15 protein-coding genes are annotated in these 17,315 nt (G+C 40.6%); 2 read left to right on the top strand and 13 right to left on the bottom strand.

Going from position 1 to position 17,315, the window contains the following annotated elements; translation table 11 throughout:
* Positions 1–21: 21 nt before the first annotated feature.
* The 13 genes from MTN96_RS13600 to MTN96_RS13540 form a co-directional block, all read right to left on the bottom strand.
* Positions 22–627 (bottom strand): energy transducer TonB, encoded by a 606-nt coding sequence (locus MTN96_RS13600; RefSeq protein ID WP_029772986.1) that lies wholly within the window; start codon positions 625–627, stop codon positions 22–24.
* 12 nt (positions 628–639) lie between these two features.
* Entirely contained in the window at positions 640–1,053 is a 414-nt protein-coding gene (locus MTN96_RS13595) for a biopolymer transporter ExbD (protein WP_004586342.1), read from the bottom strand.
* Between the two features lie 51 nt (positions 1,054–1,104).
* The gene (locus MTN96_RS13590; RefSeq protein WP_029772985.1) at positions 1,105–1,632 is read right to left on the bottom strand and encodes a MotA/TolQ/ExbB proton channel family protein; all 528 of its coding nucleotides are present in this window, start codon (positions 1,630–1,632) and stop codon (positions 1,105–1,107) included.
* 3 nt (positions 1,633–1,635) lie between these two features.
* Complete coding sequence (locus MTN96_RS13585) at positions 1,636–3,003, bottom strand: MotA/TolQ/ExbB proton channel family protein (protein ID WP_248531934.1); 1,368 nt, start codon at positions 3,001–3,003, stop codon at positions 1,636–1,638.
* Between the two features lie 10 nt (positions 3,004–3,013).
* On the bottom strand, positions 3,014–3,766 hold the full coding sequence (locus tag MTN96_RS13580; protein WP_248531933.1) for a DUF3450 domain-containing protein: 753 nt from the start codon (positions 3,764–3,766) through the stop codon (positions 3,014–3,016).
* Positions 3,767–3,998: 232 nt separating this feature from the next.
* Positions 3,999–4,613, bottom strand: coding sequence for a DsbA family protein (locus MTN96_RS13575; RefSeq protein WP_248531932.1), 615 nt, complete (start codon positions 4,611–4,613; stop codon positions 3,999–4,001).
* A complete protein-coding gene (locus MTN96_RS13570; RefSeq protein WP_248531931.1) occupies positions 4,610–5,707 on the bottom strand; it encodes a GGDEF domain-containing protein in 1,098 nt (365 codons plus the stop codon). Before MTN96_RS13570 ends, MTN96_RS13575 begins: the two co-directional genes overlap by 4 nt.
* Before the next feature lie 3 nt (positions 5,708–5,710).
* Complete coding sequence (locus MTN96_RS13565) at positions 5,711–7,600, bottom strand: methyl-accepting chemotaxis protein (RefSeq protein WP_248531930.1); 1,890 nt, start codon at positions 7,598–7,600, stop codon at positions 5,711–5,713.
* A gap of 246 nt (positions 7,601–7,846) precedes the next feature.
* Positions 7,847–9,100 (bottom strand): sugar MFS transporter, encoded by a 1,254-nt coding sequence (locus tag MTN96_RS13560; protein WP_004586349.1) that lies wholly within the window; start codon positions 9,098–9,100, stop codon positions 7,847–7,849.
* Between the two features lie 84 nt (positions 9,101–9,184).
* Positions 9,185–10,072: an ABC transporter substrate-binding protein gene (locus tag MTN96_RS13555; protein ID WP_248531929.1), complete on the bottom strand. Its 888-nt coding sequence runs from the start codon at positions 10,070–10,072 to the stop codon at positions 9,185–9,187.
* Between the two features lie 90 nt (positions 10,073–10,162).
* A complete protein-coding gene (locus MTN96_RS13550; protein ID WP_004586351.1) occupies positions 10,163–10,675 on the bottom strand; it encodes an RNA methyltransferase in 513 nt (170 codons plus the stop codon).
* Complete coding sequence (locus MTN96_RS13545; protein ID WP_024031710.1) at positions 10,675–11,187, bottom strand: YcgN family cysteine cluster protein; 513 nt, start codon at positions 11,185–11,187, stop codon at positions 10,675–10,677. The genes MTN96_RS13550 and MTN96_RS13545 overlap by 1 nt, the downstream gene beginning before the upstream one ends.
* A gap of 95 nt (positions 11,188–11,282) precedes the next feature.
* Positions 11,283–13,124: a DUF885 family protein gene (locus tag MTN96_RS13540; RefSeq protein ID WP_248531928.1), complete on the bottom strand. Its 1,842-nt coding sequence runs from the start codon at positions 13,122–13,124 to the stop codon at positions 11,283–11,285.
* A 152-nt stretch (positions 13,125–13,276) separates the two neighbouring features.
* On the opposite strand from MTN96_RS13540, the gene MTN96_RS13535 reads away from it, so the two are divergent.
* Both MTN96_RS13535 and MTN96_RS13530 read left to right on the top strand, forming a co-directional pair.
* Complete coding sequence (locus MTN96_RS13535; protein ID WP_248531927.1) at positions 13,277–14,548, top strand: amidohydrolase family protein; 1,272 nt, start codon at positions 13,277–13,279, stop codon at positions 14,546–14,548.
* 209 nt (positions 14,549–14,757) lie between these two features.
* Positions 14,758–17,175 (top strand): TonB-dependent siderophore receptor, encoded by a 2,418-nt coding sequence (locus tag MTN96_RS13530; RefSeq protein WP_248531926.1) that lies wholly within the window; start codon positions 14,758–14,760, stop codon positions 17,173–17,175.
* The last annotated feature ends 140 nt before the right edge of the window (positions 17,176–17,315 follow it).

Below are 17,315 nucleotides of genomic sequence, written 5' to 3'. Positions count from 1 at the left end.
ATTTCATCCAATTAAGATAAGTTAACCATTAATTTGGAAAGATATTTTGTTTTGAACACCCGCCACTTCAACGGCTTCACCATTTACTACGCGCGGTTTATATTTAAATTTAAGTGCGGCATCCATCGCTGCTCTATCAAACAGTGACTCAGGGACCGCTTTTACTACTTGCGGGTCACGTACAGTACCTTGCTTAGTTACTGTAAATTCAACAATTACATAGCCTTCAATACCACGCGACAAAGCACGACGCGGATACACTGGAGCTACTTTTACAATGGGTAGGTATTCACCATCACTTGTTTCAAGCGCTAAGCCACCCGCTAGGTCAACATCGCTGCCTACATCCGCGCCAAAATCAAAATTATTGCTGGCCGCGTTTGCATCATTATTTTGCATTTGCGGCGACTCCATAGGCGGTGGTGGCTCTTTTGGTGTAGGTGGCTTTTGCGGTTTACGCTCTTTCTTTTGTACTGTTTCTTCTTTTTTCAAACGTACAAAGTCTAAAACGTTTCCTTTTACTGGCTCCGACATGGCACCTTCACCACCGGTGATCAGTGCCTGCATGCCTAAAAACAGCATAAAGGTCACTACACCCGCTACTATTAATGCTACTAAATATCGCAACATGGCTAACCCTTAAGACGCATCTTGTGCAGCAATCGAAACATCAAACGCACCTGCAGCACGCGACGCATCCATTACTTTGATTAACATATCAGTGGTGGCTTTTTTATCAGCTTGAATAACCACGCTCCCTTGTGGGTTTTCTGCTTTTAAGCGTTCGATATTGGCTTGCACTGCACGTACATCGATTTGACGTTTATTAATCCAAATCTCGCCTGTATCAGAAATAGCCACTAAAATATTAGCGCGTTCTTTTTTAACCGCTGTTGCGGCTTCTGGGCGGTTTACATCAATACCGGCTTCTTTAACAAACGAGGCGGTAACGATGAAGAAAATAAGCATGATAAATACAACGTCTAACATTGGGGTCATGTTAATTTCTTCTGCTTCGTCTTCTTGTAATAGGTTTCCTAACGGGGCTCTCATTTTTATTCTCCTAGGATGAGCGACTCTATAAGCCGCTTATCAAAATGTTACTTAATGGTCTAAAACCATGCTGTCTTCAAGTAGTTCAACTTCGCGCTTGGCTCTGCGCTGTAAAAACGTAGAGGCAAATACACCCGAAAGTGCGCCAACCATACCTGCCATGGTTGGAATAGTTGCTTTAGAAACACCTGATGCCATAGAGCGCGCACTACCCGTACCGGTAATTGCCATTACATCAAATACTTCAATCATTCCCGTTACTGTGCCTAACAGGCCAAGTAGCGGACACAATGCAACCATTACATTTATCAATGCTAAGTTAGTGTCTAAACGCATTGAAGCACGTGAAATCATCGCCTGGCGTATTTGCTCAGCATTCCAGCTATTGCGCTCTGCACGGTTTTTCCACTGCGCTTTTACGTTTTGCTTGTAACTACGAAAACCTTTGAAAAAATAAATAAATCGCTCGAGTATCAATAACCACATCGCGAAGATTAACACCCCGATGACCAAGAGGACTTGGCCACCAGTGTCGAGAAAATCACGGATAGCATTGATTGAGTCAATCAATAGCACCATGGTTTATGCTCCCTTCTCGCTTCGCTGTGCGATAATACCTGCGCTTTGCTCTTGAATAGTAAGCAAAATATTTTTAGCGCGTGTATTAAGTAGGGTGTATAAAAATACCGTAGGAATTGCCACAACTAAGCCTAGCACCGTTGTTACCAATGCTTGCGAAATACCACCAGCCATTAGTTTAGGGTCACCTGTACCAAATAATGTGATTGCTTGGAAGGTGTTGATCATACCGGTTACTGTACCTAGTAAACCTAGCAGTGGTGCCACCACCGAGATGATTTTAATAAGCGTTAAATTACGCGTTACTTTTGGCATTTCACGTAAAATAGCTTCGCTTAATTTAAGCTCTAATGTGTCGTGGGCAACATCAGGGAACTGATCTTTAACTTTCATTACGCGGCCAAGTGGGTTGTCATCGCGTGCTACATCATCTTTAAGTTGACGACGAATTTTACCGCCCATAATCAGTAATGAGAAAAAACGTTCAAGTGAGATAAGTAAAGCAATAACACCTACACCTAAAATAACGTAACCGACTGTGCCACCTTGGTGTACGCGCTCTTCGGTATCTGGTGCTTGCACTAATAAACCTAAAATTGAGCCACCCGTTGGGTCAAGTGCAAACTGCACAACACCATTTTTTGCATTTTGTAACTCTTCTGCAGTTGCAGTAAAACGTGCTACAGGCTGGCGATTTAACTCGCTTAAGGTATTTGTTACTGGGTTAAATTCTAGGTATTTACCGTTAGAGATTAAGTTAAAAGCACCTACACGTACCACTTCTTGTTGTGCTTTTTCACCACCTTGTACAATTACATCGGTAGTAAAGCGGCTTACTTTACCTTGCTCTGTCATTTCGCGTTGTAGCTCAAACCATACTTTTTCAATATCTTCGATAGAGGCAAGCTTTGAAGTAGAGCCCATTTTTTGTGCTAGCTCATCCATAAATGTGCTACGACCCGCAATTTCAGCTGATACCACAGAAGTAGCGAACTTATTGCTAGAATCACCAGCAACTTGCTGAAGCACACCAAATAGCTCTTTTAAAGAACCCATTCGTTTAGACAGTGTTTCTGTTAAGTTAGCAAGTTTAATTTCGTTTTCTTCAAACTGTGTTTCTAAGCGCTCAGACTCAGCAAGCATTTGATTACGTTTTGCTTGTGTGTTGTTAAGCATTTGCACTTGTTCGTTTTGGCGCGCCATAAATTCTTGTTCGCGTTGCTTGTTTTGCGCGCTTTGAGCCGATTTGCCTTCTTCAAGTGTTTTTAATAGTGAGTCTAAGTCCATAGGCTCAGCTGCCACACTAGCGCCTGCAAAGCTTAGGCTTGCAGCAAAAAGGGCCATTTTTGTCATTTGAGTAAACAGTTTCATCTTCAACCTCTTATTCTGCTGCGTGTACTGGCAGAGTTAACATATCTGGGGCAAGTTGCTTACGTGCGATACGTAAACCTTTGTTGATTTGGCTAATTGTTGAGTCTGGTAAAGTAACAAACGACTTTGTTTCTTCATCCCAGCTACCAGCTTGCTTACCATCACGTGTTAAATAAATAAGCTCTAAGCGGCCAATGCGTAAAAAGTCTACTTCACGCTCTTTACCGTCTACCGTTAGCAGTGAGGTGTAGGCTTCAATAGTGCGTCCGTAATCAACTTCAACTTGGTATGCTTCTAATACGCGGCGGAATTTTTCGCTTGAGTTAATATCTGCACGGTCCATCATGGCGTTTAAAGAGCTAATACGCTTAGTGCGCTCTTCTTGCAAAAATGGCACATCAAGTGCTACAAATTGCTCAAGCCCTTCAATCATGCGCAGCATTAGTGGTGTGATCTGACGCTCAATAATAGAGACCTGATCCATTGAAAGGTTAAGTGACTCCATTTCTTCAATTTGGTTATTTAACTGTTTAGTTAATTGCGCGTTATAAACAGTTAAACCATCAATTTCTTTATTAAGGATTTTAAACTGTTGAAGACGTCCTTGCATTGAATCAGCAATCTTGTCTATTTTTGTTTGTGATTGCGCAGCTGATTTATTTATTTCACTGCTTTTATCGATAACCTTTTCTAAATCATTGGCATGTACTGCAGCACTTGCTGCTACAATACCAGCTAAGATCAATGGTTTAACGCCTTTCATCGCATACACCTTTACTCGTTAATTAGCGGATTTGCTAGTTTGTTGTTTTAGCCTAAACTGACTTGTTTTAGGCTAAAGATTTTCAATGAGTGAAATTGTATAGATGAATAATGACAGGCATGTTGCGCAAAAAAGTCTATTTTGTTACAGCTGTAACATTTGCGTCTTATATCGGAGTGTTTATAAGCAAAGCGTGTATTAAAGCAGCAAATACACGCATTTTGGCTAGTTGTTAGGCTAATAAAGCGTTAATTGTGTTTAGTGTTTGCTGGTGATCGGTGTAATTTATTTTAATTGCAATGGCTTTATTATCAGTTATTAATACTAACGAAGGAAAGCCTTGTATTGGCAAACTTGCACTAAATGCTAACTCCTCATGTAATTTTTGATTCAAAGCCTCAGAGCAAAGTTCCTCGCAAAACTGTTGTTTATCTAGCCCGATTTTTTCAGCTAAGGTAATTAGAGTACTTTCATCAGATGGGTTTTGGGCATGTAGATAATAAGCATGTTGAATTGCCTCTATCATTTGTGGCTCTTTATTATGCGCTCTGGCAATAATCGCCGCTCTGCAGGCTGGGTAAGTAGAGCGCCTTGGCTGACAAACCTGCCAAAAATCAAAATTAAACTGTGTGCCCAACATCGCACTAATTTTATGCCACGTGCTTTGGAGCATGGCGCGCATATTTTCTGGCATGGGCTCTTGGCTATCTGGAGCAAGCCCCCCTACTTTGTATTCTATAGTCAGCTGCGAAGCTAATGCGGCTTTTAGTTTTAACCACGTCGGTTTATATCCCCAGCACCAACTACACATAGGGTCGTGTACATATATAAGTTTAGTTTGAGTCATAGTGTTCCTGTGTGATTTGATACAACTTTGTTACGCCCTTGCTCTTTAGCTAGGTACAAGTATTCGTCTGCTTGTTTAAGTGCACGGCTGTAATGATCCACATTATCAACCTGTGCCACCCCAATACTACAGGTAATAAATACCCGTTTATTATCGCTGGTTAAAATAGCTTGTTTTGCGACACATTGTCTAAAATCATCGGCTAATTTTGTAGCCACTGGGGCTGTTTCTTTAGGTAAAATCACCACAAACTCTTCGCCTCCATAACGAGCTTTGACTGCGGAATTTGGAAATTGTGAATCAAGTAATTTGGTAAATTCTATCAACACTGTATCGCCAAAATCATGACCATAGGTGTCGTTTAGTCGTTTAAAATAATCTAAATCAAGTAATAAAATAGAAAACGGCAGGTAGTTTTCGGGCGTTTTAGCAGCTAATTTTAAAAAGTGGGCGGTGATGAAACGCCTGTTCGCGCCACCCGTTAACTGATCTGTATAGGCATCTTGCGTTTGCGCAAGGGTTATATCAGCAATTGCCAGGTGACTTTTATGCCTGAAATATTCACCTATAAACGAAAAAATAAACACCAGTGTAAAAGAGGCTAAAAAACGAGACTTTTCAATACTGCCATAGTTAACTTGGCCAAAATCAGGCCCGTATAAAATAATACTGCAGCACAATAATAAGCCTAAGCCAAGCCTGCAGCCATGCTTTACACCTAAAGAGGCAAAACACACTACAGGGTAAAACATTAGCCAATAAAGCGCGGTATTTTCTTTTCCGCCTGTATACGTAAGGGCCACACACATAATAAACACTATACACATACTTATAAGTGCAACCATTTCCAGCTTGGCTGTTTTTATAAAATAAAAAGTGCCACTAATAAGCGTAATATTAACCGCGATTAACGACGCGGTAAGAATAGGTGAATACACCTTGTAGTTAAACACCACCAACATAGAGATAACAATAATAGCAATGGCTATCATGGTGAATAGTGAAAATGCTTGGCGCTGTTTATCCGAGCTATACACCTTATCTATGTTAATAAGGCTTAACCAACTTTGTCCTGTAACCGATTTTTTTGGCATATTTTAAACTCTAAACTTTTGAACCATTTGCTCTAAATCACTAAATTGTTGTTTAAGTTTAGTACATTCATTGAGGGTGTTTTTTAAATTTTCTTGGCTTTGTACCGATAACTCACTCATGCTTGTAATGTCTGCGTCGAGCACTTTAACAAGGCCGTTTTGCTCAACAGTGGCATTGGCAACACTATGATTAGCACTGCTAATTTGTTTTATTGACTCTATTATTTGGCCCATTAACACGCTCACACCTTCAGCGTGCTCTACGCTTTTTTCACTGTCTTGAATACTTGTTTTCATCAGCTCTACCGCTTGGTTTGAGCCTCTTTGTAGTTGCCCTACGGTATCTTCAATCTCTTGGGTTGATTGCTGAGTACGATGAGCTAACTGGCGTACCTCATCAGCAACAACAGCAAAACCGCGCCCAGCTTCGCCTGCTCTTGCAGCTTCAATTGCCGCATTTAATGCAAGTAAGTTGGTTTGCTCGCTCACACCTTTTATCACCTCAAGCACTTGCCCAATGCTAATTGTATGCGCGTTAAGGCTATTAATAGTGTGTTGCGCTTGTTCCATATTGGCTGATAACTGATGAATACTATTAACGCTGTGCAATAAGGTTTGCTGGTTTTGTGTTGAATGCTCATCTGCATTTTTAGCAATTACAGAAGCGTCACTGGCGTTATTAGCAATAGCCATAGCCGATTGTGAAAAATTATTAACCGCCATGGCCACACTATCAGTACGTTTTGTTTGGTCATCGTGCATGGCTAGTGAAGAATGTGTTTGCGACACCACGCTGGCTATTACGCTATCGAGTTGTTCAGTCGTTAATTTAACGTGTTCTATAGAGTGCTGAATTTTTTCAATAAAAATGTTAAACGAGTGACTAATTTGGCCAAACTCATCATTGTTTTCAACCTTTAAACGTTTGGTTAAATCGCCTTCGCCTTTTGCAATATCTTCTAGTGCATCATTTAGGCGCGCCATAGGTTGCATTAAGTAACGCAGTAAAAATTGCATAAACACAATAATGGCCACAATTCCCACTAACATATAAATAAGCGCGTTAATACCAAAACGAGACACCTCTGCATAGGCTTGGTTTTTATCAATAACGACACCTAAATACCAGTCAACATTGTCTATGCCACGTATTTTAGTAAACGATATCAACTGCGGCTCACCCGCTATATCATATTGTGTAAATTCGCTATTAAGCGCGGTAGGTTGGCCAAATAATTCGGCGGTGTTTTTTAAATTAAGTTCGCTATTAGGATGGCTCAGCACTTGGCCATTTTTATCTACTAAAAAAGCATACCCTAACCCTAAAAAATCAATATCGTTAATTATTTCAGACACTGTGTGCATGTCTATATCTGCACCCGCTACGCCACTAAAGCGGCCATTGCTTTGAATGGGCACAACGGCAGATATAGTCAGCTCGTTGGTGGTTACATCAATATACGGGGTGGTAAATGCGGTATAGCTTTTATTTTCGACTAACTTATACCAAGGGCGCGAGGTGGCATCAAAATCAGAAGGTAACACAATGCTTTGATCGTTAAGTATAAATAAACCACTTGGTTTACCTATATACGTGTTTTTAAAGCCACCAGCGTATTTAGCAGTATTAAGCTGGGCAAGGGTTAACTGCTTTTGATCACTATTTTGGTGAGTTTGCGCAATCGAATTTACTATGGTGAGTTTGGCATTAAGCCAGCTTGCAATGTTTTGTGAGGTAGATTCTGAATTTTGCTTAAGGACTAAATCGAGCTGCTGTTGCGTTTGGTTTCGCATGGCGATGTAATTATTTATAGCAAATAAACCCAGTACAATAACCAGTACCATAGATGCTGCAATAGTCACTTTTGAGGTGAATTTAAGTGAGTTAAGCATGACTGCCCTTTTTTATTTTTTTGTTATTAATTATATTTTTAGCAAAAATTTAAAGGTATGTCGTCGTTAATGAGGTAGATAAGCAGGTTATGTACTTAAAATAAGAATAAAGAACCAGCTCTATTCGGTATATAGTTGTAACAACTCTATTTTTTTAAAAACAAACCCGCACTTGGAACGTTCCTATAAAATGGCAATAAAAAAGCGACTGAATACGTATTCAGTCGCTCTTTCATCGGGGGGTATTTACCACTTTTTAGCTAAACGAACCACGTTTAAGCCATACCAAGCAATAAATACATAACATACTAGCGGAACAAAAAAGCTTTGCTGAATATTAACAACATCAGCAATGTAACCTTGTAATAACGGCACCAAGGCACCCCCTACTATTGCCAAACACAACCAGCCAGAGCCTTTACTGGTTAATGAGCCTAAGCGTTCTATCGCTACAGAAAATATAGTCGGGAACATAATTGAGTTAAATAAACCAATGGCCAGTACCGCGTACAGGGCTACATTGCCTTGCGTAAATATAGTTACAAGTAATAAGGCAATTACCATGCAGGCATTAAAAGCCAATGCTTTAGATGGCGCTATTTTTTGTAGCGCAGCAGAGCCAATAAAACGGCCAACCATTGCTCCGCCCCAATAGTAACTGATCAGTGCAGCAGCAGCGTGCTCTTCAAGCCCAGCTATATGTGCTTCACCAAAAAAGTTAACTAAAAAACTACCAATAGCCACTTCACCACCGACATAACAAAATATAGCAAATACGCCCATTGTTAAATGAGGTGCCTGTGTTAGTGAGCGAGTTTCATTAACCGGGTTATTTTCTTCTTTATGGCCTTCTATTTCAGGAAGTTTAATAAAGGCAAATACGATAGCAATAATGAGTAAGGCCGCTGCTAACATTAAATAAGGTACTTTTACAGATTCAGCAGAAGCAGCGCTTGCCGCTAATGTACCTGCGGTACCAAAAAACAGGATACCTCCAACATACGGGCCTACGGTTGTCCCTAAGGCATTAAGTGCTTGCGCTAAATTTAGCCTAGATGAGGCGGTTTTTTCTGGCCCTAAAGCAGCTACATACGGGTTCGCAGAAACCTGCAAAACAGTTACACCAGCAGCCAGTACAAATAAAGCACCTAAAAACAACCAGTATTCATGCACCACTACCGCAGGGTAGAACAACATACAGCCAATTGAGGCAACCACTAGGCCAGTGAGTATGCCTTTTTTATAACCTAATTGTTTAACCAAAATTCCAGCTGGAATAGAGACAATAAAATAGGCGCCAAAAAAGCAAAACTGTACGAGCATTGCTTCAAAGTAAGTTAGGTCAAAAACGCCTTTCAGACGAGGGATTAGTACGTCGTTTAAAACGGTAATAAAACCCCATAAAAAAAACAGTGTGGTCATTGCAGTCAGCGGTAACAGGTAATTTTTATTTTGTTGCTCTTTGACCGCAAATGATTGATTGGTATTTATTTCACTCACGTCATTTTCACTCCATTAACAAGTTGAAAATGATTTTACACGTTTGCGACATAATATAAGTACAAAATAATTGGAACGTTACAATTAATCACATTCATTTAATAAGGCCTGTTTCATCCTTTGGGTTTCGCCGCTATTTTTAAATTTGTATAAAGCTGTATTAATATCTTCTAAAACAGTGAGCCAGTTTGGTGTTTTTTTACTTATCGCAAAATATAAAGGGTTATATTGAATTACCTTACTTTCTGGCTCTACGGCACTGAGTAAAGCGCGTTTTTCATTTTCAGCTAAAGAGGCATACTTTACTGAGTAAGTTAGCACTTCAGGGTCACCTATTATTAAATCTACACGTCCCGCAGCGAGTAATTTTACAAGTTGTAAGTCGTCTACGGCATGAATAATAATAAACTCATTATTATCCATCATGGCATCAAACTCAGGAGTGTTTTGGTACCCTCTTACAACACCAATACGCGCGCCTTTAAGCGACTTTAAATTGCCATTAAACCTGTCGGGCTCGCCTTTGCGTTTTAAAAAACCGATATTGCCGCCCGAAAACGAATTTGAAAGGCCAAGTAATTTTCGACGAGTATGATTTGGTACGTAATCAGAAGGGGCTGTATCTTCAATAAAGTACTCTGGCAATAAAATATCCGCTTTGCCTAGTTCAACGGCTCTGACAGCTCTAGCCCAGGGTACAAATTCAATATAAATATTATAGCCGGCACTGTTAAATGTAGATACCGCAAATTGGTATACCCACCCTTTGTTACAAAGTTTGTTCCCAATGTAAGGCGGCCAATCTTCGGTTACCACATGGATAGTGCCTTTACTGTTAGGCGCGCTAAATAGGTAACCCGATTTATAGCGCTCACCAATTACAGTGTGACGAGTATCATCTTGCATGTAGGTCACAGGAACCTCAGCAAAACAATAAGATGAAAAGAGTATGAGGATTAAAAATAAACGCATAATTAAATTTCATTTACAATATGTTCCTAAAGTGTAGAACTTAGTACATAAAGTAAAAGAAATTTTAATTAAAATTACAGCTGTGGGCGCTTAAGCTTTTACCCACTTCATTTTATTATTGGTATCACGAGAATTAATAATAGTTGAGTCGCTGCTCTCCACCCCGCCAAGTTTGGCTAAACGGTCGTAAAGTACCACATTGCAGGTGGCCGCAAGGTTCATACAACCAATTGTAGGTACGTAAACCACTTCATCGCACCATTTTAAAACTTCTTTTGGTACTGAGCCGTCTTCTGGCCCAAATACATAAAATGCGTTTTCAGGGTGTTTAAAATCAGGTAACGCCGTGGCGCCTTCAATCAGTTCAATAACCACAACCTTTGCGCCTTCAGGTTTTACACTGAGTAGGTTATCAGTGCCCGTAAGCGCAATACGCTCAACAACATTTTTAGTGTCGGTATGAAACTTTTTAGCATTTAAGTAGCGACTACCGGTAAAAAATACTTGTTTAGCGTCATAGCAACCCGCGGCACGTAAAACGCCGCCAACATTTGTAGGGCTTTTAGGATTAATTAAACCTATTACAGCCTTAAGCTCGCTCATTAGTCGCAATCCTTTGTTGGCCACTCAGCAATGTATAAATCAAAGTCATCGAGCTTTACGTCACAGTCTTTTACGGTTTTATCTTTAACAGAAATACCAAGCGCATGCATTTGGGTTTTGTCACCCTGATTTAATAGCGGATGCCAAGAAGCTAAACCTCGCCCCTCGTGGAGACGGCGATAACTACAGCTTTGCGGCATAAAAAAGATATCTTTAAGGTTGGCTTTGGTTAGTTTAACGCAAGAAGGGACCAGCGTTTGGCGGTTTTCGTATTCGCTACAACCACAGGTATTGTTATCAAGGTATTGGCAAACAATGTTGGTGAAAATAAGCTCTTCACCTTCACGTAGTTGGTCGGTGGCGGTAAATTCGTCTTCATCTTCACTGTCAATAAAGGTATTTAAACAGCATTTTCCGCAACCATCACAAATCGCTTCCCATTCGTTTTGGTTCATATCGGCTAAGCTTTTTTTAAGCCAAAACTGTGTATTTGCTAACTCTTGATCAAACATAATTTACTCGCGCCCCTAAAGAGCGCGCATTCTAACGTATTGCTACAGCGTGCGCAAAGCCCGTGCCTTTATTTGTACGGGCTTTGTGCATTTTGCTATTTACTGGCAGCAACCCAACGTTTAATTTTTTCCTCTAAAATAGGCATCGGCAAGGCGCCATCAATCAATATTTGCGTATGAAACGCTTTAATATCAAACTTATCGCCTAACTCTTTTTTAGAGTAGTCACGTAATTGTTGAATTTTAAATTGCCCCAATTTGTACGACAGTGCTTGGCCAGGCCATGCAATATAACGCTCAACTTCTGCTATCACATCGCTTTTAGCCATTGACGAATTTGCCAGCATGTAATCGATACCTTGCTGTCGAGTCCAGCCTTTTGCATGAAAGCCAGTATCAAGCACTAAGCGCATTGCTCTAAGTTGCTCATCGGCCAAACGCCCATACCACATATAAGGGTCGGTAAATAAGCCCAGCTCTTTTCCTAGGCTTTCTGCGTACAACGCCCAGCCCTCTGCAAATACCGTGTAGCCGCCAAACTTTCTAAAATCTGGAAGGCCATCTATTTCTTGCTGTAAAGCAATTTGAAAGTGGTGACCTGGCGCGGCTTCGTGAATAGAGAGCGTTTCTAATAAAAATTTTGGCTGCGCTTTTAAGTTATAAGTATTGATGTAAAAAATACCTGGGCGAGAGCCATCAGGTGCCGGCGCTGCATAAGATGCACCCGCTGCAGATTGGGCTCGGTAAGGTTCAACCCCTTTTACAACATAAGGGGCTTTAGGCGCAACATCGAACAGTAAAGGGACGCGCGCATCTATTTTTTGTTTTATATCTTCATACGCTGCAATTAATGCCTCTGGCGTATCGTAATAAAATTGGTCCGAATCACGTAAGTGCTGAAAAAATTCATCTAAGGTGCCGTTAAAACCTACCTCGTGTTTTACTTTTTTCATCTGACTTAAAATACGCGAAACTTCACTTAAACCAATCTCATGTATTTCATCTGCAGAAAGGCTCAACGTGGTATTTTTTTTAATTTGATATTCATACCAAGCTTTACCATTAGGCAAGTCGCTATAGCCTACCGTTTCTCGGCTTTGAGGAATGTATTGATTGGCTAAAAAGTCGCTCATACTTTTATATGCAGGCACTAATTGCTGCATAATAAGTGCTTTATATTGCGCCGTTATTTGCTGCTTTTGCTGTGTAGTAAATGAGGCTGGTAAGTTTTTAATTGGCCCCCAAAACAACGAATCCTCAGCATTTTTAACCACATGCGCAGCAAATTGTGGCTGAAGCTTTTTAGCTAATGGTTTTGGTAAGGTAATGCCCGCTTTAATCCCCTTCGCCATCGCGCGCTCTACACTGCTGAGCCACGTAATAAAGCCTTCGCTTCGTTTTATAAAATTATTGTAATCTTCTACGGTGTTAAATGGCTGCGCACTTTGTCCCGAGCCAAAACCGGCAAAGGTATTATGCGCTCCCGCCATTTGGTTAATAGGCAGCATATAGCTTGGAAATTGCATTCCCTCTAAATTAAGTGCTAGGTCTCTTTGTAATATTTCATAGCTGAGTAACGCTTGCCCTGTTAACTGCGCCTTATCAATAAGTGTTAAACGTTGTTGATACTTTTTGTAAAACGCGGCTTTTTTTGCCCTATTCTTTTGGGTAATAGCGGGGGTAAACTTATCATTAAATTCACTGCGACCACTATAAGTTGCATTAATAGGTTTAAAGCTGAGTAACTCGTTGTAGTACTGTGCTACAAGTACATCTAATTGCTGCTCATAAGAGAGCTCTGAAACAATAGCTGCAGGTGCGTTTGACGTGTTTAGCTGTCCACTATTGCCAGTGTTATTACTGGTTTGTGTGTTCATACAGCCACTTAAAGCAAACATAACGCCACTGGCAACTAAGGCTAATTTAATTGATTTCATGGTAATCCTTTTTAGTATCGTCAGCTGATTATGCGCACTTAACCTGCGTTAATAAAGAAATTACGATAAGTGGCGATTAACCTATTATATTTACACTTTTATATTAGGTTGTTACATTTCAATTAATTAAACCGCCACCAGAAGAAAAAACAATGAAAAAAAAGCTACTCAGCGCCTCCGTTGCACTTATGTGTTTAGGAAGCTTTAACGCGCAAGCCCTTACTTATATATCTGCTAAAGCCATGGTAGATGTACAAACTGGCGAGGTTATTCAATCGCCGCTGATCACCATTGATAATGGGGTGATCACTAACGTCGCACAAAACAAAAAGCCGAGCATGACCAAAAATGATCAGCATATTGATTTACCCGAGCTCACTTTAATGCCGGGCCTTATGGATATGCATGTACATTTGACCAGCGACCCTACGGTATCTCGAAGTGAGCGTTTAAGTCAGTCGGTACCGCGCATGGCCATTAAAGCCGCGCACTTTGCTAAAAAAACATTACTTGCTGGTTTTACAACCCTCAGAAATGTAGGGGCCGAGGGCTATAGCGTGATTGCAGTGCGTGATGGTATTAACGCCGGAGATATTGTAGGCCCGCGTATTTGGGCAGCTGGCCCTTCGCTTGGGATCACAGGCGGACATTGCGATAATAACCGTTTACCACCAGAGCTAAAATACACTTCAACAGGGGTAGCCGATGGCCCATGGGCTGCACGTGTAAAAGTACGAGAAAACATAAAGTATGGCGCTAATGCCATTAAGTTTTGCGCCACAGGCGGCGTTTTTTCTAAAGGTACAAAAGTGGGTGTACAGCAGTATTCATTTGAAGAAATGAAAGCCATTGTAGATGAAGCCCACATGCGTGATTTACCTGTAGCCGCTCACGCACATGGCACAAGTGGTATTAAAACAGCTATAAAAGCCGGCGTAGATAGTATTGAACATGCCAGCTTTTTAGATGATGAAGCCATCGCACTTGCCAAAAAACATGGCACGTGGTTATCAATGGACATTTATAATACAGAATACACACTGAGCTTTGGTGAGCAAAATGGGGTAGATGAAGAAAATCTCAATAAAGAACGCCAAGTGTCTAAAAAGCAGCGCGACAGCTTTAACCGCGCAGTAAAAGCCGGTGTAAATATGGTATTTGGTACCGATGCTGCTATTTACCCTCACGGCGATAACGCCAAACAATTTAGCCGTATGGTTAAATTTGGCATGAGCGAACTACAAGCAATACAGGCTGCCACCATTAACAGTGCAAAGCTATTAAAAATGGATAATAAACTGGGTCAGCTAAAATCAGGGTTTGCAGCCGACATCATTGCCGTAAAAGGTAATCCACTTAAAAATATCTCTGTGCTTGAGCGCATTCCTTTTGTTATGAAAGCAGGCGTTGTTTATAAAAAATAGTCACTAATTAATCTATTGTTTTACAAAAGCATGAAAGCTTACACTTTCATGCTTTTTATTAACCGCATTAATTTAACCTTAAATTTACTTTTTAGAACAATAACTCACCTACCACGCAATTAATTTCACTTTTTTAGAATTTTTTATTCACTTAACGAATAATAACTATTACTATTCGCATACTTTATGGAATACGAATAATTATCAATATGAAAAGGTTCAAATACTCTCTTGTTACACTTGCGTGTTTAAACGCATCATTAGCGGTTGCTGCAACAACGGCTGAAAAAGACATTGAGCGCATCAGCGTTTACGAAAAGCAAAACCAAGTTGTAATGAGCTCAGGCCTTGCAACTAAATCAGACATGTCGTTAATGGAAACACCGGCACCGGTTGTTATTATTGACCGTGAACTTATAGAGTCACAAGGTGTAGATAGCCTACAAGAGCTTGTACGTAATGTAAGTGGTTTAACTCAAGCCGGTAATAACTACGGTATAGGCGACAATTTAGTCATTCGTGGTCTTGATGCTAATTACACTTACGATGGTATGTATGGCGGTGCAGGCTTAGGTAATACATTTAACCCAACTCGTTCACTCACTAATGTTGAGTCGGTTGAAGTACTTAAAGGCCCTGCTACCGGTTTATATGGTATAGGCAGTGCTGGTGGTGTTATAAATCTGATTGAAAAAAAGCCTGAGTTTGAAGAAAAACATAAAATATCTGCCGAGCTTGGCCAATGGGATAGTTATTCACTTGCCTTTGATAGCACCAATGCGATTACCGATGACCTAGCGTATCGCGTAATGGCTAAAACGGCCTCAAGCGATGGCTTTCGTGATTTAAAAGAAGACCGCGACGAAATTTATACCTCGCTTAAATACATACTAAGTGACAAGCAAGATATCATGCTCTCTGCTGCCTATATTAAAGACTCAATTGCAGTAGATTCTATTGGCCACCCTATTCGAATTTATAACGCAGAAACCGCCAATGGTTTAACTGCAGGTGAAGTAACTGGCGCAGATTTAGTAAATGACCCATCTGGTAATGGTGTTCAATTAACTGCGGCTCAACAAACACAATTGGCAGATTCGCTTTCATCAACCGATGGCCTTACCCCGTACGATTTTGGTACTAACGGTATTATCTCTCCTATGGCGGATGATAATGAAGGTGAAGAGCTTCGCTTTAAGCTAACCCATAATTACTTTATTACAGATGATTTATTTTTAAATCAGCAGTTACAGTACCGTAACTACACATCAAGCTTTGCTCGTCAAACTGGTGCGTTTAATTATGTGTATTCAACACGCGATGGCATTATAAATAACGACCCGCGTGCCCCGTTAGTTGAAGACGGTGTGCTTTACCCGTTTGCAGCGCGACGCCAAGAATACCGCCAAGTAGAAGCTGATGAAAAGTCATGGCAGTATTTCTTAGATTTACGCTATGACTTTATGTTAGGCGACGTGGATAACGAATTACTGGTTAATGCAAACTACGAAGACAGAGACATTCGCTTTAAACAGTATTCTATTTACGACGCAGACAAAGTTATTTACGACAGCGAAGGAAATGTACTTTATCAAGGCACGCTGCCATATATTTATGATATGCGCTCGCCAAATTGGCCAACAGGTAGTTTTGATGACTACGACCCGCTAAAAACCAGTGACTACAATAAAAAAGTACAAGCGTGGGGCTTAGGTATTCAGCACGTAGGCTATATTACTGAGCAGCTTACAACTCGAGTTGGTGTTGCTTATAATCGCATTAAGCAAACATATGAGCACTATGGTGTAGATGAGCGTTATAGCTCAAGTCGCGCTGAACCAACACCTGAAGCAAACACATCAGACAGTGGCTTAACTTATAACTTAGGCGCAACGTATCAACCTACTGAAAACTTTTCCGTGTTTATTAACCACGCTAAAGGCCGTACTGCCTACAGTGTATTAGGCTCAGTAGCAGGTACAGAGGCCGACCGTGAAGACTCTGAGTCTGTCAGTAACGATTTAGGCTTTAGATTTAAAGCATTTGATGATCAACTTTTAGCATCACTGGTGGTATTTGAAAGCGCGCGTACAAACCTTGAATACACAAACCCACTGTATGAAGCCGGTGTGTCTGGGCCTGATGTAGTAGAGAGCTACTACGATGGTGAAGAGCAAACCAAAGGCGTTGAACTCGATTTAAATGCGCACTTAAACGAGCAATGGAAAGTAAATGTAAACGGCGTATACCAAGATGCCCGCGATAAATCTAATCCAAATAGCAGCAGTTACGATACACGCCAAAAAGGCGTACCGTATGTAACGGCAAGTACGTGGGTTACCTACTACGCCGATATGTTTAACCTACCTGAGGCTGTTAACATCAGTGGCGGTATTACTTTTGTTGATAACAGAAGCACAAACTCTAGCTCGTTTAGTATTCCTGATGGCTATGTACCAAGCTATACGGTGTACGACGCAGCAGTTTCGTACACCACTGATAAATGGCACATGCAGCTTAATTTAAACAATTTGTTTAATAAAAAGTACTACTCTAAAGCCATGTTTTTAGGTGGTATGCCAGGCGAAGAGCGCAACGCTAAGCTCAGCTTTAGCTACACACTTTAACCCTGCCTAAGCAATTAATTTACTCCTACAAAAAGTAGGAGTAAATTAAACCTAATCTTGATTTAATACTCTACAAAAGATACCAGGCTAAACGTTGCTATAATTTATAAGCGTGCTAGCATTACTTTCTGAATTTACTG

Source organism: Pseudoalteromonas sp. 2CM28B (assembly GCF_023161935.1).
This window is presented reverse-complemented; position numbering and strand designations above follow the sequence as displayed.